The sequence below is a fragment of the Tardiphaga sp. vice304 genome, assembly GCF_007018905.1.
In the GTDB taxonomy this organism is placed as follows: domain Bacteria; phylum Pseudomonadota; class Alphaproteobacteria; order Rhizobiales; family Xanthobacteraceae; genus Tardiphaga.
This window is the reverse complement of sequence record NZ_CP041402.1, coordinates 793,120-809,898: the sequence shown is the minus strand read 5'-3', so window position 1 is coordinate 809,898 and position 16,779 is coordinate 793,120. Positions and strand designations below refer to the sequence as shown.

16 protein-coding genes are annotated in these 16,779 nt (G+C 64.2%); 9 read left to right on the top strand and 7 right to left on the bottom strand.

From position 1 onward, the window contains the following. Positions 1–29: 29 nt before the first annotated feature. Positions 30–242 (bottom strand): hypothetical protein, encoded by a 213-nt coding sequence (locus FNL56_RS03820; protein WP_143578782.1) that lies wholly within the window; start codon positions 240–242, stop codon positions 30–32. A 105-nt stretch (positions 243–347) separates the two neighbouring features. On the opposite strand from FNL56_RS03820, the gene FNL56_RS03815 reads away from it, so the two are divergent. After that, positions 348–1,172 (top strand): DUF4167 domain-containing protein, encoded by an 825-nt coding sequence (locus tag FNL56_RS03815; protein WP_143577502.1) that lies wholly within the window; start codon positions 348–350, stop codon positions 1,170–1,172. A gap of 120 nt (positions 1,173–1,292) precedes the next feature. Here the strand turns inward: FNL56_RS03815 and FNL56_RS03810 are convergent, their stop codons facing one another. Next, positions 1,293–2,420 carry a hypothetical protein gene (locus tag FNL56_RS03810; RefSeq protein ID WP_441351290.1) on the bottom strand — a complete coding sequence of 376 codons (1,128 nt, stop codon included), beginning with the start codon at positions 2,418–2,420 and terminating at the stop codon, positions 1,293–1,295. 247 nt (positions 2,421–2,667) lie between these two features. Next, positions 2,668–3,294: an NUDIX hydrolase gene (locus FNL56_RS03805; RefSeq protein WP_143571668.1), complete on the bottom strand. Its 627-nt coding sequence runs from the start codon at positions 3,292–3,294 to the stop codon at positions 2,668–2,670. A gap of 99 nt (positions 3,295–3,393) precedes the next feature. Here FNL56_RS03805 and FNL56_RS03800 point away from each other — a divergent pair, with 99 nt between their 5' ends. From FNL56_RS03800 to FNL56_RS03790, 3 genes are all read left to right on the top strand, one after another. Next, a complete protein-coding gene (locus FNL56_RS03800) occupies positions 3,394–3,870 on the top strand; it encodes a PaaI family thioesterase (RefSeq protein WP_143577500.1) in 477 nt (158 codons plus the stop codon). Positions 3,871–3,986: 116 nt separating this feature from the next. Then, positions 3,987–4,430: a response regulator gene (locus FNL56_RS03795; protein WP_143577499.1), complete on the top strand. Its 444-nt coding sequence runs from the start codon at positions 3,987–3,989 to the stop codon at positions 4,428–4,430. Positions 4,431–4,501: 71 nt separating this feature from the next. Then, positions 4,502–6,103, top strand: coding sequence for a response regulator (locus FNL56_RS03790; protein ID WP_368039330.1), 1,602 nt, complete (start codon positions 4,502–4,504; stop codon positions 6,101–6,103). 83 nt (positions 6,104–6,186) lie between these two features. Here the strand turns inward: FNL56_RS03790 and FNL56_RS03785 are convergent, their stop codons facing one another. The 3 genes from FNL56_RS03785 to FNL56_RS03775 all read right to left on the bottom strand — a co-directional run bounded on the left by FNL56_RS03785 (position 6,187) and on the right by FNL56_RS03775 (position 8,813). Beyond that, positions 6,187–6,972 (bottom strand): ABC transporter ATP-binding protein, encoded by a 786-nt coding sequence (locus tag FNL56_RS03785; RefSeq protein ID WP_143571665.1) that lies wholly within the window; start codon positions 6,970–6,972, stop codon positions 6,187–6,189. Then, positions 6,969–7,742 (bottom strand): ABC transporter permease, encoded by a 774-nt coding sequence (locus tag FNL56_RS03780; protein ID WP_143571664.1) that lies wholly within the window; start codon positions 7,740–7,742, stop codon positions 6,969–6,971. Before FNL56_RS03780 ends, FNL56_RS03785 begins: the two co-directional genes overlap by 4 nt. Positions 7,743–7,868: 126 nt before the next feature. Beyond that, positions 7,869–8,813, bottom strand: coding sequence for an ABC transporter substrate-binding protein (locus tag FNL56_RS03775; RefSeq protein WP_143571663.1), 945 nt, complete (start codon positions 8,811–8,813; stop codon positions 7,869–7,871). A 256-nt stretch (positions 8,814–9,069) separates the two neighbouring features. Between FNL56_RS03775 and FNL56_RS03770 the strand changes: the two genes are divergently transcribed. Both FNL56_RS03770 and FNL56_RS03765 read left to right on the top strand, forming a co-directional pair. Next, positions 9,070–9,483, top strand: a complete 414-nt coding sequence (locus tag FNL56_RS03770; RefSeq protein ID WP_143581782.1) for a DUF1810 domain-containing protein — start codon at positions 9,070–9,072, stop codon at positions 9,481–9,483. A gap of 58 nt (positions 9,484–9,541) precedes the next feature. Beyond that, positions 9,542–9,976, top strand: coding sequence for a pyridoxamine 5'-phosphate oxidase family protein (locus FNL56_RS03765; RefSeq protein WP_143571661.1), 435 nt, complete (start codon positions 9,542–9,544; stop codon positions 9,974–9,976). Positions 9,977–10,015: 39 nt separating this feature from the next. Here FNL56_RS03765 and FNL56_RS03760 read toward each other — a convergent pair whose 3' ends face one another. Beyond that, a complete protein-coding gene (locus tag FNL56_RS03760; RefSeq protein WP_143571660.1) occupies positions 10,016–10,693 on the bottom strand; it encodes a TetR/AcrR family transcriptional regulator in 678 nt (225 codons plus the stop codon). Positions 10,694–10,806: 113 nt separating this feature from the next. Between FNL56_RS03760 and FNL56_RS03755 the strand changes: the two genes are divergently transcribed. Genes FNL56_RS03755 through FNL56_RS03745 form a run of 3 tightly spaced genes read left to right on the top strand, consistent with a single transcriptional unit; the run spans position 10,807 to position 16,775 of the window. After that, positions 10,807–12,069 (top strand): efflux RND transporter periplasmic adaptor subunit, encoded by a 1,263-nt coding sequence (locus tag FNL56_RS03755; protein WP_143581781.1) that lies wholly within the window; start codon positions 10,807–10,809, stop codon positions 12,067–12,069. A 3-nt stretch (positions 12,070–12,072) separates the two neighbouring features. Next, positions 12,073–15,228: an efflux RND transporter permease subunit gene (locus tag FNL56_RS03750; protein WP_143578781.1), complete on the top strand. Its 3,156-nt coding sequence runs from the start codon at positions 12,073–12,075 to the stop codon at positions 15,226–15,228. Beyond that, positions 15,225–16,775: an efflux transporter outer membrane subunit gene (locus FNL56_RS03745; protein WP_246661619.1), complete on the top strand. Its 1,551-nt coding sequence runs from the start codon at positions 15,225–15,227 to the stop codon at positions 16,773–16,775. The genes FNL56_RS03750 and FNL56_RS03745 overlap by 4 nt, the downstream gene beginning before the upstream one ends. Positions 16,776–16,779 lie beyond the last annotated feature (4 nt).

Sequence of the window (16,779 nt, the reverse complement as noted above, 5' to 3'; positions counted from 1 at the left end):
CGTCCGGGTAATGGTTCCAACAGGCAGGTCTATTTGAGCGCGATGGCTGAGAAAGCTGCCCTGCTTGCGACCGCAAAGCGAACGAAAGCCTGAACTTGAACTTCAGAAATCACGCAGCAAAGCCTGACCTTGTTTCGGCAGATTGAACGAATGGATCCGGCCAGCGCGATCGGCGGGCGGTTGGAGAACGCGTGTTTGTTGAGCGCGAAGGGCGGCAATTTCGGTGCAGCGATGACCTGCAAGGCGATTCGGGCGCATGGCGCGGCCCGCGTCCGGCAAACCTGTTCAACAATTTTCTAATCACTTCACGTTCGACGACAATCCTGGATCGGTAATAAAGGCGAGACATGAGAAACGGTCAGAATAATAACAACAAGCGGATGCGGAATAACAACAACCGCAGCAGCAATAGCGGCGGCGGCAGCAACAATAGCAACAGCAACAACAATCGGCGCGGCCAGAACCCGATGACCCGGGTGTTCGAATCGAACGGCCCCGATATCAAGATCCGTGGCACCGCCTCGCATGTCGCCGAGAAATACGTCCAGCTGGCGCGCGACGCGCGTTCTTCCGGCGACCCGGTCGCCGCCGAGAACTACTATCAGCACGCCGAACACTATTTCCGCCTGATCGCCGCCGCCCAGGAGCAGTTCCGGCAGAACCAGCCGCAGCCGCGCACCGAGAACGAGATGGCCTCGGAAGACGGTGACGATGACGGCGAGACGTTCTCGAATTTCGGCGCCGAACCGGGCTTCGTGACGCCGCCGCCGCAGCCCTTCGTGCCGCGCGATCCGCAGCCGCCGCGCGAGCAGCAACCGTATCAGCCGCGCGAAAACCAGCAGTACCAGCCGCGCGAGCAGCGTGAGCCCCGCGATAACAACGCGCCGCGCGAAAACAACCATCGCGAACGGACCGAACGTCCGCAGCACCAGCCGCAACCGCAGCCGCAATTCCAGCCGCAGCCCCAGCCGGCGATGCCGGTCAGCGACAGCGTCGATCGGCTGCCGTCCTTCATCACCGGCCCGCAGCCGGTGGTGAACGGTCCGGTGCCGTTCGATGCCGCCGCCGGCGAACGCTTCCCGCCGCGCCGCCGTCGTCGTCCGCACGGCCCGCGCCCGGAAGGTGCCGCGCCCGTGCCGGTGACGCCGGGTGATGATTTCGGCAATACGTGATCCGTAGCCCGGATGAAGTCGTCGCGCGCATCAGCGCGCGGCGGCGCAATCCGGGAGCAGACAGGATAGGCCGGCCCCGGATTGTCATCCGGGCTACTTAGACTATCAGCGAAGACGCAATTAAAATGCCGACGCCAATTCCCTGGCGCCCGGCAGATTGCTGTTGGCGTCCATCCGGCTGTCGGTGATCGCCAGCAGCTTGGCCACCGTGTTGTGGCGGATCGCCACCGGATTTCGCTCATAGCCGCCGCGCTGGAAGAAATTCGCGGTCGGCACGCGCTCGCGCATCGCAATCGGCATCGTCACCATGTCCAGGCCGGTCGAGTCGCCGGTGAGATTCATCATCTCCAGCTCGGCGGCAGTCAGCGGCCTTGTATATCCCTTCGCCCGGGCGAAATGCACCGACGTCAACAGCTTGTGGGTCTGCAGCAACGGGCCGACATCGACATCCAGCACCAGCGCATGCACCGCCCAGCCCTGCGGCGTGCGCCCCAGCTTTTCATGCTCGCTCCAATTACCCGGAATGGAGCGCGAGAACGCCACCATCCGCTTCACCACCGCGATCTTCTGTTCCATTGCCTTGCGCTGCGGGCTCGGCAGGCTCGCCGCCCTGCCGGTCATTTTGCTGATGATATGGTGGCCCTGCTCCGCCAGCAGCACCAGCGTATTGGTGGTGAGCAACTGGTTGTAGCCGATCGCCGTCGAGATCGCGCGCGACCCCGGACGCGAGGCGCTGAGACCGGACTGCATCTCGTGATTGCCGTTGCCGCCGGTCTCGAACGCATAGACCCGTATCGCCTGCTCCCGGGTCAGCCCGGCTTCGATGGCCGCGCGGGCATAGGCACGCTTGAATTCGAGTTCGCTGGCCGGGCGCTGCGGCCGGAACTGGAATTGCTCGGCTGCAGCTTTCAGGAAATCGGCCACCACCGGCAGCGATTTGCGCGGCGCCCTGGGCTCTTCCGGCTCCGGCTGCGGATCGACCGGGCGCTTCGGTCCGTCATACAGCGGCGCCTGCTCCAGCACGTAATCATTTAGGCCGATCGCTTCGCCGCTGCGACGCTTGGCGTTGCGAATCTTGCGCTTCTCGGCGATCGCGCTCCAATAGGGCTCGGCTTCCGCATCGAAGGCCGCGCGGGCCTCCTGATATTCCTGCAGCTTCCGGCGGTAATCGGCGATTGCCTGCGGCGAGGCCTGCTGGGCCATCGCATTCACGACGCCGGGCGGCAGCGTGGAAACGTCGAAAGCCATGGCCTGCGGCGCGGTCAGCAGCAGGACAAGGGAAACCGAAGCAAGCCGTAAACAAAGCGAATGAAGCATGGGACCTGTCAGGCTGGCGCGCGGCGCGCATCGAATTCATGGGGCCGCACGGATTCTCCGTGCCGGCCCAATCCGGAAAAGTTGGTTCAAAGAGCTTGGCGCAGCATGGTGAAGAATGTGTTGCCAGTACGAGTTCCGGCACGGCCACGACACCGTGTCGCGGGCCGGGAGGCCACGGTCATTTCCAGGCGAATACTGGCTGCTCGAGGTCGGCAACGCGGGTGTCGCGGCCGGCGAGCAGCTCGCTGAACTGGTAGATCAGCGCCGCCGTCGGCGCGTGAATGAACTGGCCGGCATGGCGGTATCGGATGACGCGGCGCTCGCTCTCCGGGATCGTCACGAAATCGAACGCTTCCGTCCGCGCGATCTCGGACAGCGCGATGCGATGTACCGAGGCGACCTCGTGCGGATTGGGCAGGAGGCTGCGGCTGTCCTGTGCCCACGCCAGAACCGGCGTGATGAGGTAGCCCGACCGCGTCGGATAGTCGTCGAGCGTGCCGATGACATCGGCCGGCGTCAGCCGCAGGCCGAGTTCCTCATGCAGCTCTCGCAGGGCGGCGTCGATGACCGTCTCGCCGGGATCGCAGCGGCCACCCGGCAAGGCCCATTGGCCACCATGGGCGCGCAGCCCGGAGGCCCGCAAGGTCAGCAGCATCGCCGTATCGCGGCCATCACTGGCCTCGACCAGCACGATGGCGACGGCCGCTTGCTTCAGACCGGAAGGCGGCGCTTCCGCCGCGCGGACAAAGTCGGCACCGCGGACCGCAATCATCTGCCGCGTATGGGACGTGAATGGATGCGTCATGCGAATGGATTACACGAGCCCGGCGGCCGCCGCACTAGGCACCCTGCCCCGGCCTTTGTAGAACGGGCTCCCGTTCCGACGCTCCCCCAAGGACATTGCATGACCGAAGCCATAAATGCCGAGCTGCTGGAAGCCGGCTGGTCCATCATGGACGATGACGGCTTCATTCATCTGGTCGGGCCGGTATGGCACCGCATGGTCGGCACCGACCATGAGTTTGCGATCGTCGGTCGGGACAAGCACCGCAACCGCCGCGGCGTGGTACAGGGCGGTGTGCTGATGACGTTGGCGGATCGTAGTTGCGGGATGACGGCACGCGCCGTGTCCGGCGCCGATGCGCTGGCTACCGTACAGATGGACACGTTTTTCGTCGATGCCGCGCGGATCGGGGAGTTGATGATCTCGCGGCCGAAGGCGCTGCGCGCGACCCGCAGCCTGATCTTCATGAGCACCGAAGTTTGCGTCGGCGACCGTGTCGTCGCCACCGCGCATGGCGTGTTCAAGACTGTACGCGACCGTACCGATGCCGGGCATCCGGCACGAACAACGATACCACGGCACCACCCGGTCGATTAATCGGCCCCGGCTGGAACGATCGGTCGCTCAACGCCTTAGTCCGCGTACGTCACCGGAGATTTCTGCCGAAAGGCGCACGCCGATGGCTCGGATATCAAGCCAAGGCTATTTGAAAAATGACTTATGCGAAGCCACACGCCAAACCTGAAGGCGGAGTGCAATCACTCGACAATGACATCGTCGGAAACACGAGATCGCGGCCAGTGGTCCTGGTCGTCGAAGACGATACGCTGTTGCGGATGCACGCTGCCGAAATGATCGAAGAGGCCGGCTTCAAAGTTCTGGAAGCACCGAACGCCGACGAAGCGATCAAATTGCTGGAGACCCGTCTGGATATCGCCGTCATCTTTACCGATATCGACATGCCGGGTTCGATGAACGGACTGAAGCTGGCGCACGCCGTGGCCAACCGATGGCCGCCAATCCGGATCGTGGCAACGTCCGGCCATTTCCAGATGCGCGACGGCGATCTGCCGGCGGGCGGGGTGTTTATCGCCAAGCCCTATCTCTCCCATCAGATCATTTCCACACTTCGTGACCTGGCCAAGGCCGTCGCCTGACTGACGCGGGTTGACGCTCCATCGGCTCCCGTCCACGCTGCTTGCTCGACACCGTTCCAAAATTGAGCACGATGATGTGGGCCTTCTTCCAAAATCTTCTCGACACCTCCCTTTTTGCACCGCACGGCATCTGCCTGTTGTGGGAACCCGGCCTGATCTGGCTGCATGTCGGCTCCGATGTCTTGACCGCGCTGGCCTACTTCTCGATCCCCGTGGTGTTGACGATCTTCGTGATGCGGCGGCGCGACGTGGAGTTCGGCTGGATCTTCTGGGCTTTTGCGATCTTCATCATGGCCTGCGGCCTCACGCATGTGCTTTCGATCATCACGCTGTGGGTGCCGATCTACGGAATTCAGGGCATCGTCAAGGCGATCACCGCGGTCGCATCCGTGATCACGGCAGCAATCCTTTGGCCGCTGCTGCCGCGGCTGCTGGCGATTCCGTCGCCGGCGCAATTGCACGAAGCCCAACTGGCGCTGGTCGAGGAAGGCCGCTATCGCCGCGAGGCCGAGGACATGCTGCGTCAATCGCAGAAGATGGAAGCGATCGGCCACCTCACCGGCGGCGTCGCGCATGATTTCAACAACCTTCTGACCATCATCATCGGCAATCTCGAAATCGCCGAACGCACCGTCAACAACTGGACCGATGGCTCGCAAGCGCGCCTCAGGCGCGTGATCGCCAGCGCCGCGGGCGGCGCGCAGCGCGCGATCGTCCTGACGCAGCGCCTGCTGGCCTTCGCACGACGCCAGCCGCTCGATCCGAAGCCGATCAATGTCAACCAGTTGCTGCAGGGCATGTCGGACTTCTTCCAGCGCACGCTCAGCGAAAACATCGAGCTGGAAATCGTCGGCGGCGCCGGGCTGTGGCAGGTCGAGGTCGATCGCGGTCAGATGGAAGCCGGCATCCTCAACCTCGTCGTCAACGCGCGCGACGCCATGGCGGACCGCGGCAGCCTGACGATCGAGACCAGCAACGCCTTCATCGACGAAGCCTACGCGCAGCAGCATGCCGATCTGCCGGTCGGTCAATATGTCCAGATTGCCGTGAGCGATACCGGCCCCGGCATGCCGAAGGAGGTGCAGGAGCGCGCCTTCGATCCGTTCTTCACGACCAAGGAACCTGGCCTCGGCACCGGTCTCGGCCTCAGCCAAGTCTACGGCTTCGTCAAGCAGTCCGGCGGGCACGTCAAGATCTACAGCGAGGCAGGCCTCGGTACGACCATCAAGATCTATCTCCCGCGCAGCCGGAAAACGGCGGAAGCGGCGATCGAGACCGACAGCGTGGTGATCGGCGGAAGCGGCCATGAGACCATCATGGTGGTGGAAGACGATCCGGACGTGCGCGCCTACCTGGTCGAGACGCTGGAGGGGCTGGACTACCGCATCCGCTTCGCACCGAATGCCGATCAGGCGCTGTCCGACTTCGAACGCGACCCGTCGCCGATCGATTTGCTTCTCACGGACGTCGTGATGCCCGGCATGAACGGCCGCCAGTTCGCCGGAGAGATGCAAAAGCGCCAGCCGGGGTTGAGGGTGCTGTTCATGACCGGCTATTCCCGCAACGCCATCGTGCACAACGGGCGACTGGATGCCGGCGTGTCGCTGCTGCAAAAACCGATTCCGCAGGCGACGCTGGCGGCAAAGATCCGGGAGATGCTGGACAAGAAGTAGCGGCGCTCAGGTCACCTCTCACCAGCGGGGAGAGGTGGGATGAACTTGGCCGACGGCGATCAGCTCAAGAATAAGTCAACCGTCTAATGCGCTTCTGCGGCCAGCACGGCCTCGACGCGGATCTCTTCCGTCAACCTTGCCTTCAATGCCGAGAATTCCGGGCTGGTCTTGATCGTGTAGTGCCGCGGATGCGGCAGATCGACGGCGACATCGGCCTTGATGCGGCCGGGTCGCGCCGACATCACCACCACGCGGGAGGCGAGAAACACCGCCTCCTCGATATCGTGGGTGACGAAAATCACGGTCTTGCGCTCGCGCTCCCAGATGCCGAGCAACAGTTCCTGCATCAAGGCGCGGGTCTGGTTGTCGAGCGCGCCGAACGGCTCGTCGAGCAGCAGGATTTTCGGGCTGTTGGCGAGTGCGCGGGCGATCGCGGTACGCTGCTGCATGCCGCCGGAGAGCTGTTTCGGAAAATGATGCGCAAAGCTGGTGAGGCCGACCTTGTCGAGCCATTCGGCGGCGATCGCATTGCGTTCGCGCAACGAGACGCCGCGCTCGCGCAGCCCGAACGAGATGTTCTCCGACACCGTCAGCCAGGGGAACAGCGTGTAGGACTGGAACACCATGCCGCGGTCGGCGCCGGGGCCGGTAATGGCCTTGCCGTCGAGCAGGATGTGGCCGGTGGTCGGCGTGTCCAGCCCGGCCACCATGCGCAGCAACGTCGACTTGCCGCAGCCGGAGGGGCCGAGAATGGTGACGAAGTCGTTGTCGGCGACCGCGAGGTTGGCCGGCTCCAGCGCCCGCGTGGGCGTGCCGCCGCGCACCGCGGGGAAGATGCGCGAGACGTTCTCGATGACCAGCTTGCTCACAGGACGCTCCACGGGAACATCGCGCGGTTGGCGGCCTTGAAGGCGTAGTCCGAGATTAGCCCGATGATACCGATCACGATGATTCCGAAGATGATCTGCCCGGTCGCCAGCAGCGCCTGGCTGTCGATGATCATGTGACCGATGCCCGAGGACGAGCCGATCAGTTCGGCGACGATGACATAGGTCCAGGCCCAGCCGAGCACGAGGCGCAGGATCTCGGCGATGCCCGGCGCCGCCGAGGGAATCAGCACGCGCCGGAGCACGCCGACATCACGCGCGCCGAGCGTCAGCGAGGCCTCGACGAGGTCACGGCGCACGCTGCCTACGGTGACCGCGACCATCAGGATGATCTGGAATACCGAGCCGATGAAGATCACCAGCAGTTTCTGCAACTCGCCGATCCCGGCCCACAGGATCAGCAGCGGAATGAAGGCGGAGGCCGGCAAATAGCGGGCGAACGATACGAAGGGCTCGAGGAAGGCTTCGACCGGCTTGTAGGCGCCCATCAGGATGCCGAGCGGCACCGCGACCAGCGCCGCCAGCACGAAGCCGCCGATCACCCGCCAGATCGTCATGCCGATGTCGAACAGGAAGCCCTGTTTGGTCAGCAGCCACCAGCCGTCATTCAGCATGGTGAGAGGGTTGGCGAGGAAGGTTTTCGAGACGAAGCCGCCGAAGGTCGCATAGGACCACGCGGCGACGAACAGCACGAAGAACGAGATGCCGAGCACGACACGCGCGGAGGAGGAAACGGGGGCGAGAGGTTTCATGATTTATGATCTGCGGGTGAATTCGTCATTGCGAGGAGCCCTTGCGACGAAGCAATCCAGAAAGCAGCGAAGCGAAGCAACTGGATTGCTTCGCTTCGCTCGCAATGACGGCGATGGGGCCGGTGATTACTGGATGAACCGCGTGTCGACGATCTTGGTGAGATCCGGGATTTCCTTGATCACGCCTATCTCGAGCAGCAGTTCGGCGGCTTCCTTGGAGAAAGCCTGGAATTCGCCGGCGAAGAACTTCTTGTTCTGCTCCTGGTCCTGCCAGCGCAGGTACTGCGCAGAGGCGCCGAATTTTTCGCCGGACTGCTTCACGTCGGCGCCCATGATTTCATAAGACTTCGCCTGATCCGACTTGATCATGGCAACGGCCTCGAAATAGCTCTTGGTCAGCGCCTTCACCGCGGCCTCATTATCCGCGATGAATTTCGGCGTGCAGCCGAACGTGTCCATGATCATCGGGTAGTCCAGCGTGGTGGCGATGATCTTGCCGGCTTCAGGCTTCTCGCGCACCGCGGAGAGATAGGGCTCATAGGTCATCGCGGCATCGTTCTGCCCGGCGATGAAGGCCTGCGCGGCCGGGCCGGGCTCCATGTTGACGACGCTGACGTCCTTCACCGACATGCCGTTCTTCTTCAGAAACCAGGCCAGCGTGAAATATGGCGCGGTACCGGGCGCGGACGCGGCGACGGTCTTGCCTTTCAGGTCCTTGATCGAGCCGGTGGTGCCGCGTACGGCCATGCCGTCGGCGCCATAGGATTTGTCGAGCTGGAACAACTGCGTGGTGGCGACGCCGTTGGCATTCCAGACCACCCAGGTCTCGACCGTGGTCGCTGCGCATTGTACGTCGCCGGACGCGATGGCGAGGTGACGGCTGGCCTGCGGGACTTTCTTGATGGTGACGTCGAGGCCATTCCTGGCGAAAATGCCCGCCTCTTTGGCCAGCGTCAGCGGGGCGAAACCGGTCCAGCCGGAAATGGCGATGGTCACCTTGGTCTGCGCCATCGCCGGCGTGGCCACCAGAGCGGCGAGCATCGCCGCCGCGGAAATGCTAATCAACTTCATTATGCCGTCTCCCCAGCCGAATAATACTGTCATGATATTGCATGGCAGCATGGAGTTTCGCCAGAGTCAATTTCCAGGCTTTCGGTCGCAGCACCGGAAGCCGGGGCGGCCGTCGTGCGACCGTCGGGACGACCTGAAGCCGGGCGCGGGCGGAGGTCCACGCATGCGCAGCCTGGGTGGCGCCTGCTGCCCCTGCGCAGGAACGATTCATCTCATGCTACGTTCGAGCGTTGTTTGAGGATTTCACGGATTTCACATGACGGACGGCGACCTGCAGCGTTTCGTCGAGGCCCAGACGGACATATACGCCACCGCGCTCGGTGAATTGCGCGCCGGCCGCAAGCGTACTCACTGGATGTGGTTCGTGTTTCCGCAGATCGCCGGCCTCGGCCACAGTGCGATGGCGCGGCATTACGCGGTCGCATCGCGTGACGAAGCAAAGGCCTACGTCGCGCATGATGTTCTGGGCCCGCGGCTGCGCGAGTGCACGCAGGCCGTTCTCGCCGTGTCCGACAGCACCGCCAACGCCATCTTCGGCTCGCCGGACGATATCAAGTTTCGATCGTGCATGACGCCGTTCGATGCCGTCGCCGCGGACGGCATGTTCGACGAGGCGCTGGCGCGGTTCTATGGCGGCCAGCGCGACCCGGCGACGCTCGAGCGACTTTGAGCTTCACGGGAACCGGCGGGCTTCGGCGCCGTTGATCGGCGCAACATGGAGAACCGAGATGAACAAGAAGACGCTGGCCGAGGTCGCCGACAAGATGGCCGGGATCGACATCGCGATCCTGTCGACGCACACCGAGAATGGCGAAATTGCCAATCGGCCGATGAGCAATAACGGCGACGTCAGCTATGACGGCACGTCATATTACTTCACCTATGAGCAGGCACGCGCGGTGTCCGATATCACCGCCGACCCCAAAGTGGCGCTCGGATTTTCCGCACCAGGCGGATGGTTCAGCGGCTCCGGGCTCTACGTGGCCGTCGAGGGCAACGCCGAACTGATCCGTGACAGGGCCGCCTTCGAGAAGCACTGGACGCCCGATCTCGACAAGTGGTTCGAAAAGGGTATCGATACGCCCGGTATCGTGCTGATCAAGGTGAAGGCCCGGCGCATCACCTATTGGGAAGGCACCGAGGAAGGCGAAGTGACGCTGTAACAGCGTCTTTCGCATCATTCGCGGCCGAAGCCTTCGCCATCAGGCGTTGCTTCGGCCGCTGTCGTTTCCGCTGATGCCATACAGGAAGATCGAGATGCAGCGCCGGATATGATCCTGGCGTTTCGGTGGGCGTCTCCGCGCCACCGCCGCGTCGAGCTTGAGCACCATCGGACCGAAGATCATGTCGAGCAGGATATGGACCGCGCTGTTGGCGTCACGGAGTTCGATCCGCTCACGCTTGCACCGTGCCTTGAGCCATTTCGCGAGATCGGCGCGCGCCTTTTCGGCGCCGTAGCGGAACAGCAGTTCCTCGAGTTCCGGGTGCTGCTGCGATTCCACCATCACCAGCCTCAGCAAGGCGAGATTGTCGCGTTCCGACTGCGGATCGATGTCGATCCGGAAAATCTGCTGCAGGGCCTGATCGATCGGCAAGTCGTCGTAGTCGCCCGGCAGCGCCAGCATGCTGTAGCGATGCGCGTCCACCACCGCGGCGAAAAGCGCGGGCTTGCCGGGAAACAGCCGGTACAACGTCTGTTTTGAAATCTTGCAGCGTGCGGCAACGTCGTCCGTCGTGGTCCGGCCATAGCCCTTTTCAATGAACAATTGACGCGCACCGTCGGCGATCAACGACCGCTGCGTGTCGTCGGATACCAGCTTCGGCCGTCCGCGGTGACGGGGCACCGCAATCGCCGTGGGTGCTTTCGCATTCGTGTCCATTTCGTGACTCTAACAGCCTTGTGATACCGACAGCAATCAAACCTAGATTGACCCGGGCGCCTTCGGCCAATACTAGTACTGTACCGTACTGTAATCGCAAGGTCCTCCCGCGCATGGCCGCATATTTTCTGTTTATCCGCGGCCGATACGCCAAAGCCTGCATCGCCGGCCTCTCCTTGTTGCTGCTGGCCGGATGCGGCGATGGCGGCGACAAGGCCGCGAAGAACGCTGGCGCGCCGCCGCGCGCCGAGGTCAGCGTCGTCACGTTGCGCCCGCAATCGATCGCGATCACGTCGGAACTGCCGGGCCGCACCACGGCCTCGCTGGTCGCGGAGGTCCGCCCGCAGGTGAACGGCATCATCAAGGAGCGGCTGTTCAAGGAAGGCAGCGAGGTCAAGGCCGGCGACATGCTGTACCAGATCGATCCCGCCGCCTACCAGGCCGCGCTCGACAGCGCCGTGGCCGCCTTGCAGAAGGCCGAGGCCGCCGTGCCCAATGCCGAAGCCAAGCTCGAGCGCTATCGCACACTGATCAAGCAGAACGCCGTCAGCAAGCAGGACCTCGACGATTCCGTGGCCGCGCTGGCGCAGGTCAAGGCCGATGTGGCGTCCAACAATGCCAGCGTCGATACCGCGCGTCTCAATCTCGCTTATACCAGGATCGAGGCGCCGATCAGCGGCCGCATCGACCGATCGTCGCTGACGCCGGGTGCGCTGGTGACGGCCAGCCAGACCACCGCGCTGACAACCATCCGCACGCTCGATCCGATCTATGTCGATGTCACGGAATCCAGCACCAACCTGCTGAACTGGCGGCAGGCGGTCAGCGAAGGGCGCATCAAGTTCGACGGCGCCGATGTCAGCGTCAAGCTGAAGCTGGAAAACGGCACCACCTATAATCACACCGGCAAGATGGCCTTTGCCGAGTCGAATGTCAGCCAGACCACCGGCACCTTCGCGCTGCGCGCGGAATTTCCCAACCCCGATCGCATCCTGTTGCCGGGCACCTACGCCCGCGCCGTGATCGAGCAGGGCATCGCCGAGAACAGCTTTGCCATTCCGCAGCGGGCCATCACCCGCAACACCAAGGGCGAAGCCACCGGCATGTTCATCACCGCCGAAGGCAAGGTCGAACAACGCACACTCGCGGTCTCCAGCAATGTCGGCAACAACTGGCTGGCCACGTCCGGCGTCAAGGATGGCGACCGCATCATCGTCGAGGGCGCGCAGATGGTGAAGCCCGGCGCCGCCGTCACGGCCGTCGAGGTCACGATCGACAACAACACCGGCGAAGTGAAGGGCACCAAGCGGGGGAGCCTCGATACCGGCACCCGACTGGCGACGCGCGAGACCGCACCCGCCACGGGCGGGAACTGATCGATGTCGCGCTTCTTCATCGACCGCCCGATCTTTGCCTGGGTCATCGCCATCACGATCATGCTGGGCGGCCTGCTCGCGCTGACCGGGCTGTCGATCGCGCAATATCCGCAGATCGCGCCGACCACCGTCAAGATCAACGCCACCTATCCGGGCGCCAACGCGCAGACGGTAGAAAACTCGGTCACCAAGGTGATCGAGCAGGGCCTGACTGGCATCGACAACCTCGACTACATGACGTCGACCTCGACCTCGACCGGCTCCGCCACCATCACCATCACCTTCAAGAGCGGCGCCAATGCCGACATCGCGCAGATGCAGGTGCAGAACAAGCTGCAGCTGATCACCGCGCTGCTACCGCAGATCGTGCAGACTACGGGGCTTGCGGTCACCAAATCGGCCACCGGCTTCCTGATGGTGATCGGCTTCGTCTCCAGCGACGGCAAATTGTCGTCCAACGACCTCGCCGACTACGTCAACAGCACGCTCAACGACACCCTGAAGCGCGTCACCGGCGTCGGCGAGACGCAGCTGTTCGGTGCCGGCTATGCGATGCGTATCTGGATGGACCCGGACAAGCTCGCCAAATATGCCCTGATGCCGAGCGACGTTTCCGCCGCGATCCAGGCGCAGAACACGCAGGTTTCCGCCGGTCAGCTCGGCGGCGTGCCGGCTCGCCCCGGCCAGCAGCTCAATGCCAGCATCACCGTACGCAGCCGATTGCAGACCCCCGAGCAGTTCCGCAGCATCATCCTGAAGAGCGACACCAACGGATCCTTGGTGCGACTCAACGATGTCGCCACCGTCGAACTCGGCGCCGAGAGCTACACCACCAGCGCCACCTATAACGGCAAGAGCGCCGCCGGCCTCGCCATCACGCTGGCAACCGGCGCCAACGCGATCGCCACCGCCGAGGCCGTGCAGTCCACCATCAAGCGTCTGTCGACCACGTTCCCGCAGGGCGTCGAGGTGGTGTATCCCTACGACACCACGCCGTTCGTGCGGCTGTCGATCGAGGACGTCGTCAAGACGCTGATCGAGGCGATCGTTCTGGTCTTCATCGTGATGTATGCGTTCCTGCAGAACATCCGCGCCACCATCATCCCGACGCTAGCAGTGCCGGTCGTGCTGCTCGGCACCTTCGGCGTGCTGGCGATCTTCGGCTATTCCATCAACACGCTGACGATGTTCGCGATGGTGCTGGCGATCGGCCTCTTGGTCGACGACGCCATCGTCGTGGTCGAGAACGTCGAGCGCGTGATGGAAGAGGAAGACCTGTCGCCCAAGGAAGCGACTCGCAAATCGATGGACGAGATCACCGGCGCGCTGGTAGGCATCGCCACGGTGTTGTCCGCCGTGTTCATCCCGATGGCGTTCTTCGGCGGTGCGGTCGGCGTGATCTACCGGCAGTTCTCGGTGACCATCGTCTCGGCGATGGTGCTGTCGGTGATCGTCGCCATCATCCTGACGCCCGCACTGTGCGCCACGCTGCTGAAGAAGCCCGAGAAACACGCCGTGAAGAAAGGCTTCTTCGGCTGGTTCAACCGCACCTTCGCCCGCAGCTCACATGCCTACCGCAACGGCACCGCAGGCCTGATCTCGCGATCGAAGCGCTTTCTGATGCTGTTCGTGGCGATCACGGTCGCCACCGGCGTGATGTTCGCGCGGCTGCCGAGTTCGTTCCTGCCGCAGGAGGACCAGGGCATCCTGCTCACCACCGTACAGTTGCCGGTCGGTGCCACCCAGGACCGCACCTTGCGCGTCCTGAAGCAGGTGACGGACTTCTACACCCAGAACGAAAAGGACGCCGTGCAGGGCATCTTCGCCTCGGCCGGTTTCGGCTTCGGCGGCGCCGGGCAGAACATCGGCATCGCCTTCATCCAGCTCAAGCCGTTCGACGAGCGCAAGGGCGCGGCCTCGACGGCGCCGGCGATTGCCGGCCGCGCGATGGCGTTCTTTTCGAAGATCAAGGACGCCCGCGTCTTCGCGCTGGCGCCACCCGCAATCCAGGGCATGGGCAATTCCAACGGCTTCAGCTTCTATTTGCAGGACATCAACGGCGCCGGCCATGCCGCGCTGATCGAGACCCGCAACAAGTTGCTGGCCGCCGCGGGGCAGAGCAAGCAGATCGCCAATACCCGTCCGAACGGCCAGGAAGACGAGCCGCAATACTCGGTCGAGATCGACCAGGAGAAGGCCAGCGCGCTCGGCGTGTCGCTGGACGACGTCAACACCACGCTGTCGACTGCGTGGGGCTCGAGCTATGTCAACGACTTCATCGACCGCGGCCGCGTCAAGAAAGTCTATTTGCAGGGCGACAAGGACTTTCGCATGCAGCCGGACGACATCGGCCGCTGGTTCGTCCGCAATGCGTCGGGCGTGACGGTGCCGTTCTCCGCCTTCGCCTCCGGGCACTGGACCTTCGGCTCGCCGCGGCTCGAACGTTTCAACGGCTCCTCCGCCGTGGAAATCCAGGGCGAGTCGGCCGCGGGCATCAGCTCCGGCGCCGGCATGGACGAGATCGACCGCCTGATGACCGAACTGCCATCCGGCTACGGCCATGAATGGACCGGGCTGTCCGCGCAGGAGCGACTGTCCGGCAACCAGGCGGCGTCGCTGTATTCGATCTCGCTGGTCGTGGTGTTCCTGTGCCTCGCCGCGCTCTATGAGAGCTGGTCGATCCCACTGGCGGTGATGCTGTCGGTGCCGATCGGCATCTTCGGCGCCTTGCTCGGCGCGTTCCTGTTCGGTCAGACCAACGACGTCTACGTCAAGGTCGGCCTGCTGACCACGATCGGCCTAGCCGCGAAAAACGCGATTTTGATCATCGAATTCGCCATCGAACGCGAGGCCTCCGGCATGGGCGTGGTGGAGGCCACGCTGGATGCCGCGCGGCAGCGGCTGCGGCCGATCATCATGACCTCGTTCGCCTTCATCCTCGGCGTCACGCCGCTGGCGATCGCCTCCGGCGCCGGCTCCGGCGCGCAGAATTCGATCGGCATCGGCGTGATGGGCGGCATGATCGCCGCGACTCTGCTAGGCATCTTCTTCGTGCCGCTGCTGTTCGTCGCGGTCCGCCGCCTGTTCAAGCGCAAACAACCCGTGAAAACTGACGCAACCGCCGAGATCAAGCCGGCTTCACCCTCGGTGTCCCCATGAGCCATCCGTCCAACGCCTCCCGCCGCTCGCTGGCGACACGCCTCGGCGCCCTGCTGATGATCGGCACCACTCTGTCCGCCTGCGCCGTCGGCCCGGACTATTTCGGCGCGCCGATCGCGCTGCCGACGCAGTGGGGCAATGCCAAGCCAAGCGCCGTGACCCGACCGGTGTCGCTGGCGCATTGGTGGAACAGGCTCGGCGACCCCACGCTCAACAGGCTGATCGAGGAGGCCGTCGAAGGCAATCTCGACGTCGCCTCCGCCAAGGCGCGCATTCGCGAGGCCCGCGCGACGCGGCGGCAGGCGATCGGCGCGCTGTTGCCGCTGGTCGATGGCTTCGGCTCCAGCACCTATAACCAGACGGGCACCAGCACCGCCACGTCAGGCAGTACTGCCGGCGCCGGCGCAACACCGTTCACCTATAATCTGCATCAGGCCGGCTTCGATTCGAGCTGGGAGCTCGACCTGTTCGGCGGCAACAAACGCGCCGTGGAAGCCGCGACCTATGGCGTCGATGCCGCCGAGGACGATTTGCGCGCGACGCTGCTGACGCTGGTCGGCGACGTCGCCGCCTATTACGTCGAGATGCGCGGCTACCAGGCGCGGATCGCGCTGGCCCGCCGCACCGCCGCCTCGCAGCGCCAGACCGCGCTGCTGACGCAGCAGAAATTCGAGGCCGGTTCGTCCTCGGCCGTTGACGCCGCCAATGCCGCGGGCCTCGCCGCGACCACCGAATCCTACATCCCGACCTACGAAGTCAGCTATGCCGAAGCGGTGCACCGCATCGGCGTGCTGCTCGGCCGCGAACCGACCGCGCTGGCGCTGCCATTCAAGCGCGTCGCGAAAATTCCCGCGCCGCGGCTGCCTCTGCCGACGGGAATTCCCGCCGACGTGCTGATCCTGCGACCGGACGTGCGCAAGGCGGAACGGCTATATGCGCAATACACCGCCCGGGTCGGCCAGGCCGAGGCCGCGCTCTACCCCAGCGTCAGCCTGACCGGATCGGTATCGACCTCCGCGCTGAACATCGGCGACCTCGGCAAGGCGTCCACGATCGGCTGGTCGGTCGGACCGAGCCTCTCCGTGCCGATTTTCAACGGCGGCAAGCTGCGCGCCGCGGTGGATATCGCCGGCGCCCAGCGCGACCAGTATTACCTGGCATGGCGTTCATCGGTGCTGACCGCGCTGGAGGATGTCGAGAACGCGCTGGTCTCGATGGCGCAGGAGCGCATCAAGATCCAGCGCCTGAGCGAGGCGGCGCGGCGCTACGGCGAGGCGACGCGGCTGTCGCGCGCGCTCTATACGTCCGGCTCGACCAGCTTCCTCGAAGCGCTGACGGCGGAGCGTTCGTTCTACACCGCCGAAGACAGCCTGATCATCAGCCGGGTGGCGATCGCGACGTCATACATCGCACTGGCCAAGGCGCTCGGCGGCGGCTGGGACGGCGCGATCATCAGTTCGATCCCCGCGGTCGTCGACGTCAATACCGGGCCGCACATCGTCGCCGGCGAAAGCGCCGGCACGCTGCGCCAGCTCGCCGCGCCGTAGACGG